Here is a 13419-nt window from a genome sequence, read left to right on the forward strand (position 1 = left end):
CCACATGAATAAAACAGCCACCAACTCGAAATGAGAAGGTGGCTGACTGTTTATGTTTGTTAATATATGGAATTAATTATTTGTATTTGTGTAAAGTTAGTTGTACTTTTTTTGAACGTCAAAAATGAAGTGCTTCATAAGCAAACAATTTTCATCGGCAGCTTGAATTCTTCCATCGTTCATCCGAGGGAAATCTATCGCGAGGCAGTGAAGCGTTCGGCCGCGTCAATAATAGCCGCACACAATCATCCGAGTGGCAATCCTTCCCCTTCTCCAGAAGACATAGATGTGACGAAGAGACTGGTTGAAGCTGGGTCAATTATCGGCATCGATTTATTGGATCATATTATTATCGGTGACCATCGATTCATCAGTTTAAAAGAGAAAGGGTATATGTGACACTGTGATTTTGTTCTTCAATCCGTTATAATGTGTTGTATGATTTTATCTGAATCCAGCAGATGACCATAATATGCCATAACTGGTCGGATAGATGCGAAGATCTTGTCATTTATTGTAAGCTCATCCATCGGCTGAATTTAGGTAAAGCTTCAAGCGTACGTCAAAGATTTTTAGACGAGAGTAGAATTCCGCTTATCCTTGATAGACGTTGGCCGATTAAAATCATCGCATCCTGCAACAACGTCGGTCAAAGGACGTCCTTTATGGTAGATGGCTTGTTAACAGAGAGCCTTTTGCCTTTATGGAAATAAAATTGAAGGATGAAGGACTTAGAAAGAGCTATCTCGAAAAATCTGGATGCAATTGCGCTGAGGCATTTTGATAAAAAACCAATACATGCGGTTATGAAGAAAGGAAGAACAAATTTGTTTGGATTAGGTTCAAGAGATGTCGGGATCGACCTCGGCACAGCAAATACATTAGTGTTTATTAAAGGAAAAGGAATTGTTTTAAGGGAACCTTCCGTAGTTGCTAAAAACACTGTGACAAATGAAATCGTAGCTGTCGGAAGCGCTGCGAAAAATATGATTGGCCGGACTCCGGGATCTATCGTGGCTACACGTCCGATGAAAGATGGAGTGATCGCAGATTTTGAAATTACGACAGCGATGATCGAGCACTATATGAAAGAAGCGACAAAAGCTGCCGGCAGTGCTTGGAAAAAGCCGAATGTCATGATTTGTGTACCTTTTGGCATTACTTCTGTTGAACAACGCGCGGTAATTGACGCTGCTCGACAAGCAGGAGCGAAAGACGCATTTACGATTGAAGAGCCGTTTGCTGCAGCAATTGGTGCGAATTTACCGGTATGGGAACCTACTGGTAGCATGGTCGTCGATATTGGTGGGGGTACGACAGAAGTTGCGGTAATTTCTCTCGGTGGCATCGTAACGAGCGAATCAATCCGCGTCGGTGGAGACTCCATGGATGGAGCAATTATTAGCTACATACGAAAAATGTATAATTTGACAATCGGTGAACGTACGGCTGAAGCGATTAAAATTGAAATTGGTTCCGCGAAAGTTTCAAACAAAGCGGAGAAGATGGAAATTAGAGGCCGTGATTTATTAACTGGATTGCCAAAAACATTGGAAGTTTCTTCGGATGAAATTGTTGAAGCGTTAAAAGAATCCATTTCCCAAATTATTGAAGGCGTTAAAAAGACATTGGAAGCTACACCACCCGAACTTTCCGCTGACGTTATGGAACGTGGAATCGTTTTAACTGGTGGCGGTGCGCTTCTGCAAAATTTGGATAAAGTGATTTCTGATGAAACGAATATGCCTGTTTTCATAGCTGAAGATCCGCTTGATTGTGTCGCAATTGGAACAGGTAAAGCGCTTGATAATTTTGAAGTGATTAAAAAGATGCAAGTTAGGTAAATGAGGGAGGACTTGGGCAATGCCACGTTTTTTTTCGAATAAACGATTGATTTTATTGCTTGTGGGCGTGATTGTCCTTGTGGCATTGATTTCCTTCTCTCTGCGTGATCGGCAACATGCCAACTTGCCGGAACAGATTGTAAAAGACGTAGTCGGCTTCGGACAGTCTATCTTCTCGAAGCCGGCACGTTATATTACCGGCACTTTGGATAAAATCGACGGTATTTTGAATACATACGAAGAAAATAAACATTTAAAAGCGAGATTGAAGGAATACGCTTCAACCCAGACGGAATTGACAGATGTAAAGGTGGAAAATGATCGGCTGCGTGCCATTATCGGCAAAGAAGAGAATTTACGCAATTACAATCCGATACACGCAACAGTTATTTCACGAAATCCTGATCAATGGGAAGAGAAGCTTGTCATTGATAAAGGGTCAATTGCTGGTGTCGAATTGAATATGGCAGTCATTACAGCGGACGGTCTTATCGGAAAAGTAGTACTTGTATCAAAAACGACATCCACTGTTGAACTTCTTTCGACAGAAAATAAGAATTTTCGTGTAGCAGCTGTTATCCCGGGGAAAGAAGCAGTTTTCGGATTAATTGAAGGGTACGATACTGAAAGAGGAGAATTGATCATGAAACGGATCGATTCAAACTTTGAAGTTGAAGTAGGGCAAAAAGTTGAATCTTCCGGATTGGGAGGCATTTTCCCGAAAGGCCTGCTGATCGGTGAAGTGACTGAAGTTTCAACCGATGATTTCGGGCTGACAAAATTGGCCTATATCAAGCCGGCAGCGGATTTCGGCATGTTAGACCATGTCATGGTAGCAGAACGGACATCGACTGTTACGAGCGGCACTGATGGAGTGGTCGCCGAAGACGATGAGGGGGAGGATGAATCATGATTCGATTCATTATCCCTCTTATTGCTGTCATATTATTTTTCCTCGAACCGGTTTTTAGTCTTTTCTCTCCTATTTCAATCGCAGGAGTACAGTATACGTTAGTGCCGCGATTTGTCATCGTCTACTTGATTTTCATCGCGGTATATTATAGCAGGCGACGTGCCATTATCTATGGAATCGTGCTTGGACTCTTGTATGATATGTATCACATTGATATTATTGGAGTATATACGTTTTTATATCCCGCGTTATGTTATCTTGCTGTATTGATCATTCGGCAGATTCACCGCCACATTTTAGTGGTGATGATGTTGTCATTATGTTTGATCATTGTCTTAGAAATGTTATCGTATTTATTCGCGAGTTTGATTTCATTAACAACGATCGGCTTTGAAGAGTTTGTTGTAAGCAGGCTAATGCCGACGATGATTGCCAATTCCATTTTTGTCGGTATGTTCGGCTATCTATTCAAGTCGCTTATCGATAAAAGCGGATTGCAAAAAGCCGTGTCATAATGGTGGGAACTGTGGGGGACGCAAATGGCGAAACAGCAATATGTAATAATTAAAGGTACAAAGGACGGACTTGTCCTTAAACTTGATGATAAATGCGCGTATTCGGACATGATTGCGGAACTCCGTAACAAGGTGAACGAAAACAGTCTGGATGGAATCGCAGAAGTGAAAATCCATATTGGAAACCGTTATTGCAACGAAGAAGAATTGAAGGAAATTATGAATGTGGTGCATGAGTCGCCGCATTTACGAGTTTCAAAGATTCAGAGTGAAGTGATCACGATTGAAGAATGCAATCGGAGAGTCGTTGAAAATCAATCTGAAACATTTATCGGCATCGTCCGTTCCGGTCAGGTGGTGGAAGCGGAAGGTGACCTCGTCGTAATTGGTGACGTCAATCCGAACGGGCGGGTTGTCGCAGCTGGTAATATATACGTTTTGGGCAGGTTAAAAGGAATTGCCCATGCAGGAGCAGAAGGAAATGAAGAAGCGGTCATCGCTGCTTCCTTCTTGGAAGCGACCCATTTGATGATTGCGGATAAGATGGAAACGATGACGGATGAACTGACGATCCTTGCCGAACAACCGGAAATGGAATGCGCCTATATCCATCCGAACGGGTTCATCGCTATCGATCGCTTGCAGGAACTTCGGATTCTCCGGCCACATTTGTCAACATTCAAAGGAGGGAGATAGGTATGGGTGAAGCAATCGTAATTACATCGGGCAAGGGAGGCGTCGGAAAAACGACGACTTCTGCGAATTTAGGGACCGCTTTGGCATTGCAAGGTAAAAAAGTGTGCTTGGTGGATACCGATATTGGCCTTCGTAACCTGGATGTCATTTTAGGGCTCGAAAACCGCATCATCTATGACCTTGTCGATGTCGTTGCAGGCAGATGCAAAATTCATCAGGCGTTAGTGAAGGATAAACGGTTTGAAGATGGTTTGTTTTTATTGCCGGCTGCTCAAACGTCGGATAAAAATGCTGTCAATCCAGAAGAAATGAAAGATTTGATTACGGAGCTGAAAAGGGACTATGACTACATCCTAATCGATTGTCCAGCGGGAATCGAGCAAGGCTATAAAAATGCGGTTGCTGGCGCTGACCGCGCAATCGTCGTAACGACACCGGAAATTTCAGCAGTCCGGGACGCGGATCGGATTATTGGTCTGTTGGAACAAGAGGACATCGAGCCGCCGAAATTGATTATTAACCGCATTAAAGCTCAGCTATTATCCAATGGAGACGCATTAGATGTCAATGAAATTACGACACATTTATCCATCGACTTATTAGGGATCGTCTTAGATGACGAGAATGTAATCTCTTCATCGAATAAGGGCGAACCGGTCGTAATGGATCCGTCCAATCCAGCTGCAATTGGTTATCGCAATATTGCCCGAAGAATTTTGGGTGAATCCGTCCCGCTCATGTCATTGGATGCGGGAAAGGTAGGATTCTTTGGAAAGTTGAAATCATTGTTTGCAAAATAAAGGATAGCACATCGTTCGGAAAAATTTCCGGACGATTTTTTATATGAAGCTATTAGTTTAAGAGAGCCCCAATGCATATTTGCCCAAACATTGTCCATTTTGTATGGCAATCGCCCATAATATTCGGTCCTCTCCCGTCATATACTGAGAAAAAAGGTGGTGTGGCGGGGTGAAATGGAAAACGAAGTGGGTAGCTGCTTTCTTTTTAGTGCTTGCGGTATTCAGCTTCGCTAAGTTAGAAGAGCGGGGGATTGTAAAGAAGCCAGTGACTCAATATATTACGACAGGGAAAGATTTTGTCATCATGAAAAAATGGGTCTCTTCTATGTTAGGAGATAAAGATGAAGACACGATTGCGGTTTCTGCCGATCCGGTAGAAGAGATGCCATTTTCGGAATATGAATCTATGCAGCCGTATATGGATGGCGTCCTATTTTCATATACGAATGTCATGCCGATTAGAGCGCAAGGGGACGGGCTCGTTGTTTTTACGGGCTTTACAAGACAGTCGGGGAAAACCGTCACAGTTATGTATGAAAATGGAGATGAAGTGACGTACGGATTTGTCGGCTCTTTTGAGAAGCTTCCTTACTCGACTGTTAAAAAAGGGGACACGCTCGCTCTTATGAGTGATGAAGCGATCTATTTGCAAGTGAAGCGTGAAGGTGTCAATTTGGATGCAGGGCTCCTATCCACATATTTTTCGGATGGCAATCAATGAAGTTCCGTCTCCATCCAATATTATTGCCATTCTTCCTGTTTTTGGCATTTACTGGTGGATTGGCTTTTTACGCACTCATTTTCATATCACTACTCCTCCATGAGGCGGGGCATATCATCGCAGCTCGCATAAACGGAATGTCTGTGCGGTCTGTCACCATTATGCCTTATGGAGGGGAGATGAGAATTGCAAAACGGTATCTTTATTCGAAAAAGGCCCGTTTTTTCGTCGCGATTGGAGGTCCTATAGCAACTTTAATTGTCCTTTTGGCTGCTAAGCTGATTCCGTTTGTAGGGGATGATCAAGTTGTCCAAATACAGATGGCTATTTTATGCTTGAATGTACTCCCTGTTTTGCCGCTTGACGGTGGACAAGCCATTTGTGCGCTAATGGAAAAAAGCAATGATCCGTATCGGATCCGTTCTGCGTATTATCTCTTTTCCATTGGATTTTTCCTTGCTGTGATCATTATAATAGGTTACTGGCTCCCGCAATCTTTACTATACGTATTGTTGGCGCTTTTCTTGCTAAGTCAAAACATAGTTGCATTTCGATTTCGAAAATATGAATTTGCGTATGAAAATCTTATGAGAAATCGGTTGACGTGAAAGAGTTGCCGTGGTAATATTTTAATGTTATTGTTTGTAGCACCCGTGCTACAACCGCACTGACAAGGTACAAGCATCCGAATGGATCACCTTTGAAGGCGAGTCTTAGTCTAAAGAGGAGGTGCAAGTATGTACGCAATTATTGAAACTGGCGGAAAACAAATCAAAGTCGAACAAGGCCAAGAAATCTACATTGAAAAAGTAGTTGGTGAAGCTGAAGAAACAGTTACATTCGACAAAGTTCTATTCGTAGGTGGAGAAGACGTGAAAGTCGGCGCTCCATTCGTGGAAGGTGCAACGGTTACAGGTAAAATCGTTAAGCATGGCCGTGGCAAAAAAATCACGGTTTTCAAATACAAGCCGAAAAAGAATTACCACAAAAAACAAGGTCATCGTCAACCTTACACTAAAGTTGTCATCGAAGGCATCAATCTGTAAGCAGACATGATCAAAATGATTATCAATGAACAATCATCAGGCCGCATCAGCTCATTTGAGATGACGGGCCACGCTGACTTTGCCGAGCATGGGAAAGACCTTGTCTGTGCAGGCGCATCAGCGGTTTCCTTTGGAGCCGTTAATGCGATTATTGCTTTGACTGGCATAACGCCTGATATCGATATGGGGTCAGACGGCGGTTATTTGAAAGTGGTTCTCCCGGAAACGGAAAAGGACACGGAAATTCAATTGATCGTTCGTGCGATGATTGTTTCATTACAGACGATTGAACAAGATTACGGGCAACATATAAACCTTATATTTAAAAGGTAGGAGGTGGCATACATGCTACGTTTGGATCTTCAGTTTTTCGCATCGAAAAAAGGGGTAGGTTCTACAAAGAACGGCCGTGACTCCGAATCGAAACGTCTTGGTGCAAAACGCGCCGATGGACAATTCGTAACTGGTGGCTCTATCCTTTATCGTCAACGCGGAACAAAAATTCACCCAGGTGAAAACGTTGGACGCGGCGGTGACGACACACTTTTCGCAAAAGTTGACGGCGTTGTTCGTTTTGAACGTTTTGGCCGCGACAAGAAAAAAGTTAGCGTATATCCAGAAGCTCAAGAAGCTTAATGGACTTTCCGGAGAGGACTGCATGAATAATTGCAGTTCTCTCTTTTTTGTTTCTGTTTATTTGCTGGTATCGATTGTAAGGGAATATTAAAGAAAAACGAACGGAGATGGCATTAGTTATTCGGAACGCCTGAATGGAAGCTTCACTCTCTTGAATAGTAGCCTTGAAATCACAACATTTTTGATGAAAATGATATGCAAGATGCTATACTGTTAGTATGAAACGGTTGGCGGTGAAAAAATGGAAACCGAAAAAATGACAATAGCAAAAGCGTTGAAATTTTCAAGGCATGACTTTTTGAATGAACTGCAATTGATCTTGCTTAATATCGATCTTGGAAAATGGCCAGAAGCGAAAAATGCTTTGCTATCTGCAACTGATAAGATGCAGCAAGTTTCGAAATTGGAGAAGCTTCGAATGCCTGCGACTGAATTGTGGATTAGCACATTCGATTGGGTGCATACTGTTTTTTCAAAGACGCTTCATTGTGACATTATTGTCGGGAAACGTCTGGCAGATGATGAAAAAGTGGCGCAAATGCTTGAACAGGCGGTCAGTGATATCACAAGGGCAGTTGACCCATTTCATGAGTATATGATGGAGATCCAAGTGAATGCTACGGAAAGCGAATGGGAAATTCGTTTAAATTTGAAAGGTCCGATCATTGATAAACGGCCTACAGAAAAAATTGAAGGAAATTTCGCCATTCACGAGTCAATAGATAGCGAGCAATGGACGTTCATGGTAAGTGGACGATAGGAGGAAAATTAATGTTTGTAGATCACGTAAAAATTTATGTCAAAGGCGGTGACGGTGGAGATGGCATGGTCGCTTTCCGCCGTGAAAAGTACGTAGCATATGGCGGCCCGGCCGGAGGGGATGGCGGAAAAGGAGGCGATGTTGTATTCATCGTCGATGAAGGGCTTAGGACGTTGATGGACTTTAGATACCAACGCCATTTCAAAGCTCCTCGTGGAGAACATGGAGGAAGCAAAAATAAACACGGAAAGGGCGGAGAAGATCTTGTTGTAAAAGTTCCGCCAGGTACAGTCGTCAAAGATTTGGAGTCAGGACATATTATTGCGGATTTAGTTGAACACGGACAGACTGCTGTCATTGCCAAAGGCGGTCGAGGCGGTCGAGGCAACAGCCGATTTGCTACTCCGCAAAACTCTGCACCAGAGCTTTCTGAAAAAGGAGAGCCAGGTGTTGAGAGAGAAGTCGGGCTTGAATTGAAAGTACTTGCGGATGCGGGGCTAGTCGGATTCCCGAGTGTCGGTAAATCTACTTTGCTCTCTGTCGTTTCTGCAGCAAAGCCTAAAATTGCTGATTACCATTTCACAACATTGGTGCCGAACCTTGGTATGGTTGAACTCGATGAAGGCAGAACATTTGTATTGGCGGACTTGCCGGGTTTAATTGAAGGAGCGCATGAAGGAGTCGGATTAGGCCATCAGTTTTTACGCCATATCGAAAGAACACGTGTCATTATTCATGTCATTGATATGTCAGGTCTTGAAGGCCGTGATCCATACGAAGATTATCAAACAATCAATGCGGAGCTGGAAAAATATAATTTACGGTTAATGGAACGTCCGCAAGTGATCGTTGCCAACAAGATGGATATGCCGGATGCAGAGGAAAACCTTAAGGCGTTTAAGGAAAAATTAAATGATCCAAATGCGCAAATTTATCCGATTTCAGCGATTACACGCGTTGGCTTGGACCAAATGTTATTTGCTGTTGCGGATTTGCTTGAAACGACGCCTGAGTTCCCGATGGAGGAGATTACGGATGAAGAAGATCGTTCCGTATTGTATAAATATGAAAGTGAGACACCAGATTTTGAAATAACGAGGGATGATGACGGAGCCTACGTATTATCTGGCTATACAATTGAGCGTTTGTTCAAAATGACCGACTTCAATTTCGATCAATCCGTACGCAAATTTGCACGCCAAATGAGAGGAATGGGTGTAGATCAGGCGCTACGTGAACGGGGAGCGCAAGATGGCGATACCGTCCGCATTCTGAATTTCGAATTTGAATTCATCGAATAATCGCGGCGATCCGCTATGTACAATGATGGGCACAGGGGGAATTCAATGAAGCCACTTGGAGAAGGGCAGTTCTATCTTGTCAGAGAAGATGTGCTGACTGAATCTATGTTAAAAATGTTAGAAGCGAAGCGGCTGCTTGCAAGCGGAGAAGAGAGGACGATTCAAGAAGCAACAAAGCGGGTCGGACTCTCCCGTAGCGCCTATTATAAATATAAAGACACCGTTTTTCCATTTGAATCGATTGCACGCGAACGGGTATTGACGATTTTCATACAATTGGAAGATCGGAAAGGTTCATTGGCAGCTATTATGCGCATCATTTCAGAGGCGAAATGCAATGTACTAACAATTCATCAGACGATACCAGTACAAGGACGCGCAAATATTACGCTGTCGCTTGATGTTACAGAAATGCCAATCAAAATGGAGGAATTCATGCAAAGGCTGAAAGCGCCTACTTTCATTGAATCCGTCCATTTAATAAGTTCCGGCGCACTTTAACGTTATAGGGGGATATTCATGACAGAAAAAGATTATACACCTACAGTTGCTTATTTAGGTCCCGAAGCTTCTTTTACACATATTGCAGCAACTTATATGTTTGGCAGAACGGGCTTGAGGCCATTTCCAACAATCCCTGACTGCATCGAAGCAGTTGCAAAAGGTCATGTCGCTTATGCCATTGTACCTTTGGAAAATGCTTTAGAAGGTTCTGTTCCATTAACAATTGATTATTTGTTCCATGGGAGCGAATTGTTTATCAACGCAGAAATGTCCATTCCGATTGAGCAACATTTAATGGTGCATAAAGAGCAGAAAAATGCGGTTGCACAAATCGAATCGGTCCAATCACATCCTCATGCATTGGCTCAATGTCATAAGTTTTTGCAGTACCATTACCGCAAGGTGCCTTTGTTTCAAACAACTTCCACAGCCGCTGCCGCTAAATATGTATCAGAGCATCCGGAACAATGCATTGCGGCGATTGGAAATCGGCTTGCAGCAGAACAATATGGATTACATATAGCGGAAGAAAATATTCATGATTTTCATTTCAATCATACGAGGTTTGTTGTTTTGTCGTTGCGCAAAGGTTCCCTAGATAGAAAAGGTCATTCTGACAAACCGAAAACCACTTTGATGGTCAAACTGCCGGAAGAGGATCGATCAGGAGTTTTGCATCAAATACTATCAGTCTTTGCGTGGCGGAAGTTGAATTTGAGTAAAATTGAGTCTAGACCGTTGAAAACGGGGTTAGGAAATTATTTTTTCATCATCGATGTGTTAGAGGATGAAAACCATCCAATGATGATTGGTGCAAAGGAAGAATTGGCAGCTTTAAATTGCAGCATCCGTTCTTTCGGCTCTTACTTTACATACGATCAAGAAATAAGTGAAAGGGCGTAAAGCTCTTTCAGCTTGTTGACAAACGCTCGCATACTGCGAATCGAACAACGAAGGGTTCGATTTGCCTTAATATCTGCGTTCTTTGCAGAAATTAAGGCACCTTTATGATTTTGCATAGGCTGCTTTTTCTTCGCTCGTCCACTCATGAACCTAAGTTCTATTCGGGTCTTCGCTCGACTTCGCGCGGGCCTGCACGATGCAGGTCATGCAGTCACTCGAACTACGAAGAGTTCAATCTGCCGTATTTACTCGCTCTTTGCGGAAATTAAGGCACTGCGGACATCGCGCACCTATACTGCCTCCCACGTGGCAAGCGTTTTCAAGCCAAGCTGGGCAAATACTTATCCCATAACTAAAAACCTCTAAAAGACTGTAGACAAAGTGAAAAAATACTTTGTCTACAGTCTGAAAGGGCATAAAGCCCTTTTTTTATTTTATGTAATGATTGTAACTGTACTATTTTCTATCATAAATAAACCTTCCTATCAATATATATAGTAGAACAGGATGCCCAATATCATATGGTTCTGAAGAAACATTTTTGTAAAGTGCAGGCGGCAATTCACTCTCCCTACTAAGTTATTTGCTGAACAAAATTTTACTTGAAGGATAGGGTAGATTGCTAAAACCTGTGCACAATCATGCGAATGCATAATTGATAAAAATGCGTCACATAGACGGGCGTTCGTTCATACGATGAATTGATGGAAGGGGGATATTTTTAGTGGATGTTCATGTTGTTGTTAAAGGGGATACGTTATGGAAAATTGCCAGACAGTACGGAATCCCTTTTGAAGAGTTAAAAAGAGTGAACGCTCATTTGGCGAATCCGGACTATATTGTTCCGGGCATGAAGATTTTCTTGCCGGCTCAGAAAGCAGGCCAAAAGCCACCGGTAAATGAACCGGCGAAAAAACCTGGCCACACGAATCCGCCGCAACATAAAGCACCTGCACAGCCACCGCAGCATAAAGTTCCGACACCACCGCAGCATAAGACGCCTACACCGGCACCACCGCAGCATAAAGCGCCGACGCCTGCTCCACCTCAGCATAAGGCACCTAAGCCAACACCACCGCAACATAAGGCGCCTATGCCGGCACCGAAACCTCAGCCAATGCCAAGGCCGCCAGCGCCAATTCCGGTGCCGCCAAAGGAAGAGCATGTAAAACCGAGGCCGCCAGCTGAACCGCAAGTACCGCCAGTCAAGCCGGAGACTCATAGGCCACCTGTAGCGCAGCCACAGCCGCAACCACAGCCTATACCAATGCCAATGCCGATGCCGGTACCGCAAATTATTCAGCCGATTTTTACGATACCTTGCAATTGGATGCCGATTTACGATGCTGACTGCTTGCCGATGCCGCATCATCATATGTGGCCGCAGCAAATGCCTCAAGCACAAGCCCCGGCTCCTCTACCAATGCCTATGCCTAGACCGGAGCTGAATCAAGAACCGATGATGCCATTTAGACCGTCATTGCCAGTGCAAGAGGAAGCGGAGGAAATGCCGATCCATCCGGGAATGGGGCATGGAGCTCCACCGCAGTATCCATATACACAAGGCTGGGAATTGGCAGAATCTACATCACATCGAGGGTTTGAGCATGATCATATGGATTTTGAAGATATGGTTCATTGTCCTCCTGAGCATGGATATATACCTCAAATGGTTGCGCCGGCTTTTCAAGGTCCTTTCGGAATGGCCCCGCATTCCCATTTTGATTGTGGTTGCCAACAGCCAATGATGATGCCTATGCACAATTATTGCCCGCCAATTCCATGTTTTCCGATGTTCCATGGCGGTGGGCATGTGATGCCGTTTCATGCAACTCCAATGCATATGGCACCAATGCATATGCAACCATTCCCGTCCGATTTTCAAAATGACTGCGGCTGTTGAGCAGTGAATGACGTTAGATAAAAATATAAGGAAAGTGAAAGAGAATGTCTGGAAATTGGACGAAGGCGGAGCGGCTTATTCACTGAAGCGGTATAGCTCTCAAGCGACCGCAAGGAAAGTGCGACACATCCACCAGGAACTCCAGTATATGCAATTTCCGCATATCGTTCCTATGCTTTCGACCGGTGATCCGTTGCTCATTATGCAGCCGTGGATTACCGGGACGAAAGCTGTCAATTTTAAAAAGAGAATTGATCGAACAGATTCATTATTGGCATTGCAAGCATTGCACAATACAAAACAACAGATAGATTGGGAAGCATCGCCTTATTTATACTATTATCCATTAATGAATAAGTGGGAAGAACGTTTAGAAAGATTTATTGAAAATCGTCGCGCGATTGAAAAGTTTATAGAAAAAACTTTTGTGGACGATGTTATTTTATTCGGCAAAGAAGCGTTCAGCGCATTAAAGAAAAAGAAGTGGGATTGTGCAGAACAGACTTTATTGCATGGAGATGTCGTCCATCATAATATTTTTCGAGATCAAAATGGCCTTATCCGATTTATCGATTTTGACTTGTCATGTATTGGACCAGCACATTTGGAACTAGCGCTATGGACGCATCGAGTATTGCCTCATATTGGCTATCATGTATCGTTTCTTTTCGCTGAGCAGCCGATATTGCAGCAAATGGATGACGCTGCAAAGACGATGTTGCTCTACCCGAATGAAATTTTGAGGGAATGGCTGCATTTGTTGTCATTGCCAAGTCAAAACCAAGAAAAACTTGCAGATCGGCTTGCTCCCTTTACAGTTGAAGCGCTCTCTTCATGGCCCAAGTTATGGTATGATATTGAACGGAGCATGAATTAG

The 13419-nt window shown here is 43.4% G+C and carries 16 protein-coding genes, 1 pseudogene and 1 other annotated feature; all 17 genes and pseudogenes read left to right on the forward strand.

Translation table 11 applies throughout. The annotated features are described in order from the left end of the window. Positions 1–99: 99 nt before the first annotated feature. A pseudogene (gene radC, locus ACFQ38_RS17900) lies at positions 100–399 on the forward strand (RadC family protein); the annotation flags it as partial. 428 nt (positions 400–827) lie between these two features. After that, on the forward strand, positions 828–1844 hold the full coding sequence (locus ACFQ38_RS17905; RefSeq protein WP_336824451.1) for a rod shape-determining protein: 1017 nt from the start codon (positions 828–830) through the stop codon (positions 1842–1844). A 19-nt stretch (positions 1845–1863) separates the two neighbouring features. Next, positions 1864–2757 (forward strand): rod shape-determining protein MreC, encoded by an 894-nt coding sequence (gene mreC / locus ACFQ38_RS17910; protein ID WP_381482647.1) that lies wholly within the window; start codon positions 1864–1866, stop codon positions 2755–2757. Beyond that, positions 2754–3272, forward strand: a complete 519-nt coding sequence (mreD, locus tag ACFQ38_RS17915) for a rod shape-determining protein MreD (protein WP_336824449.1) — start codon at positions 2754–2756, stop codon at positions 3270–3272. The genes mreC and mreD overlap by 4 nt, the downstream gene beginning before the upstream one ends. A gap of 24 nt (positions 3273–3296) precedes the next feature. Beyond that, on the forward strand, positions 3297–3968 hold the full coding sequence (gene minC, locus ACFQ38_RS17920) for a septum site-determining protein MinC (protein ID WP_336824448.1): 672 nt from the start codon (positions 3297–3299) through the stop codon (positions 3966–3968). A 2-nt stretch (positions 3969–3970) separates the two neighbouring features. Beyond that, positions 3971–4768 carry a septum site-determining protein MinD gene (gene minD / locus ACFQ38_RS17925; protein ID WP_336824447.1) on the forward strand — a complete coding sequence of 266 codons (798 nt, stop codon included), beginning with the start codon at positions 3971–3973 and terminating at the stop codon, positions 4766–4768. Between the two features lie 169 nt (positions 4769–4937). After that, on the forward strand, positions 4938–5489 hold the full coding sequence (locus tag ACFQ38_RS17930; RefSeq protein ID WP_336824446.1) for a M23 family metallopeptidase: 552 nt from the start codon (positions 4938–4940) through the stop codon (positions 5487–5489). Next, positions 5486–6097, forward strand: a complete 612-nt coding sequence (locus ACFQ38_RS17935) for a metalloprotease (RefSeq protein ID WP_336824445.1) — start codon at positions 5486–5488, stop codon at positions 6095–6097. The genes ACFQ38_RS17930 and ACFQ38_RS17935 overlap by 4 nt, the downstream gene beginning before the upstream one ends. Positions 6098–6139: 42 nt before the next feature. Then, positions 6140–6213: a sequence feature (ribosomal protein L21 leader region), on the forward strand. A gap of 13 nt (positions 6214–6226) precedes the next feature. Next, positions 6227–6535, forward strand: a complete 309-nt coding sequence (gene rplU / locus ACFQ38_RS17940) for a 50S ribosomal protein L21 (protein ID WP_336824444.1) — start codon at positions 6227–6229, stop codon at positions 6533–6535. 6 nt (positions 6536–6541) lie between these two features. After that, positions 6542–6868, forward strand: coding sequence for a ribosomal-processing cysteine protease Prp (locus tag ACFQ38_RS17945; RefSeq protein WP_336824443.1), 327 nt, complete (start codon positions 6542–6544; stop codon positions 6866–6868). 12 nt (positions 6869–6880) lie between these two features. Then, positions 6881–7171 (forward strand): 50S ribosomal protein L27, encoded by a 291-nt coding sequence (gene rpmA, locus ACFQ38_RS17950; RefSeq protein WP_336824442.1) that lies wholly within the window; start codon positions 6881–6883, stop codon positions 7169–7171. Positions 7172–7412: 241 nt separating this feature from the next. Beyond that, positions 7413–7931, forward strand: a complete 519-nt coding sequence (locus tag ACFQ38_RS17955) for a Spo0B domain-containing protein (protein ID WP_336824350.1) — start codon at positions 7413–7415, stop codon at positions 7929–7931. An 11-nt stretch (positions 7932–7942) separates the two neighbouring features. Further along, on the forward strand, positions 7943–9232 hold the full coding sequence (gene obgE / locus ACFQ38_RS17960; RefSeq protein WP_381482653.1) for a GTPase ObgE: 1290 nt from the start codon (positions 7943–7945) through the stop codon (positions 9230–9232). 45 nt (positions 9233–9277) lie between these two features. Continuing rightward, entirely contained in the window at positions 9278–9733 is a 456-nt protein-coding gene (locus ACFQ38_RS17965; RefSeq protein ID WP_336824352.1) for an ACT domain-containing protein, read from the forward strand. Positions 9734–9751: 18 nt separating this feature from the next. Next, complete coding sequence (pheA, locus tag ACFQ38_RS17970; RefSeq protein WP_336824353.1) at positions 9752–10639, forward strand: prephenate dehydratase; 888 nt, start codon at positions 9752–9754, stop codon at positions 10637–10639. A 724-nt stretch (positions 10640–11363) separates the two neighbouring features. Continuing rightward, positions 11364–12542 carry a LysM peptidoglycan-binding domain-containing protein gene (locus ACFQ38_RS17975; protein ID WP_381482655.1) on the forward strand — a complete coding sequence of 393 codons (1179 nt, stop codon included), beginning with the start codon at positions 11364–11366 and terminating at the stop codon, positions 12540–12542. A gap of 7 nt (positions 12543–12549) precedes the next feature. Beyond that, complete coding sequence (locus tag ACFQ38_RS17980; RefSeq protein ID WP_381482657.1) at positions 12550–13419, forward strand: phosphotransferase; 870 nt, start codon at positions 12550–12552, stop codon at positions 13417–13419.

It is taken from the genome of Sporosarcina contaminans, assembly GCF_042679045.1.
In the GTDB taxonomy this organism is placed as follows: Bacteria; Bacillota; Bacilli; order Bacillales_A; family Planococcaceae; genus Sporosarcina; species Sporosarcina contaminans.

What these genes read in the sequence shown, in the direction of transcription:
- mreC (WP_381482647.1), top strand. Translation starts at nt 1,864, where the DNA reads ATGCCACGTTTTTTTTCGAATAAACGATTGATTTTATTGCTTGTGGGC.
- mreD (WP_336824449.1), top strand. Translation starts at nt 2,754, where the DNA reads ATGATTCGATTCATTATCCCTCTTATTGCTGTCATATTATTTTTCCTC.
- minC (WP_336824448.1), top strand. Translation starts at nt 3,297, where the DNA reads ATGGCGAAACAGCAATATGTAATAATTAAAGGTACAAAGGACGGACTT.
- minD (WP_336824447.1), top strand. Translation starts at nt 3,971, where the DNA reads ATGGGTGAAGCAATCGTAATTACATCGGGCAAGGGAGGCGTCGGAAAA.
- ACFQ38_RS17935 (WP_336824445.1), top strand. Translation starts at nt 5,486, where the DNA reads ATGAAGTTCCGTCTCCATCCAATATTATTGCCATTCTTCCTGTTTTTG.
- rplU (WP_336824444.1), top strand. Translation starts at nt 6,227, where the DNA reads ATGTACGCAATTATTGAAACTGGCGGAAAACAAATCAAAGTCGAACAA.
- ACFQ38_RS17945 (WP_336824443.1), top strand. Translation starts at nt 6,542, where the DNA reads ATGATCAAAATGATTATCAATGAACAATCATCAGGCCGCATCAGCTCA.
- rpmA (WP_336824442.1), top strand. Translation starts at nt 6,881, where the DNA reads ATGCTACGTTTGGATCTTCAGTTTTTCGCATCGAAAAAAGGGGTAGGT.
- ACFQ38_RS17955 (WP_336824350.1), top strand. Translation starts at nt 7,413, where the DNA reads ATGGAAACCGAAAAAATGACAATAGCAAAAGCGTTGAAATTTTCAAGG.
- obgE (WP_381482653.1), top strand. Translation starts at nt 7,943, where the DNA reads ATGTTTGTAGATCACGTAAAAATTTATGTCAAAGGCGGTGACGGTGGA.
- ACFQ38_RS17965 (WP_336824352.1), top strand. Translation starts at nt 9,278, where the DNA reads ATGAAGCCACTTGGAGAAGGGCAGTTCTATCTTGTCAGAGAAGATGTG.
- pheA (WP_336824353.1), top strand. Translation starts at nt 9,752, where the DNA reads ATGACAGAAAAAGATTATACACCTACAGTTGCTTATTTAGGTCCCGAA.
- ACFQ38_RS17980 (WP_381482657.1), top strand. Translation starts at nt 12,550, where the DNA reads ATGACGTTAGATAAAAATATAAGGAAAGTGAAAGAGAATGTCTGGAAA.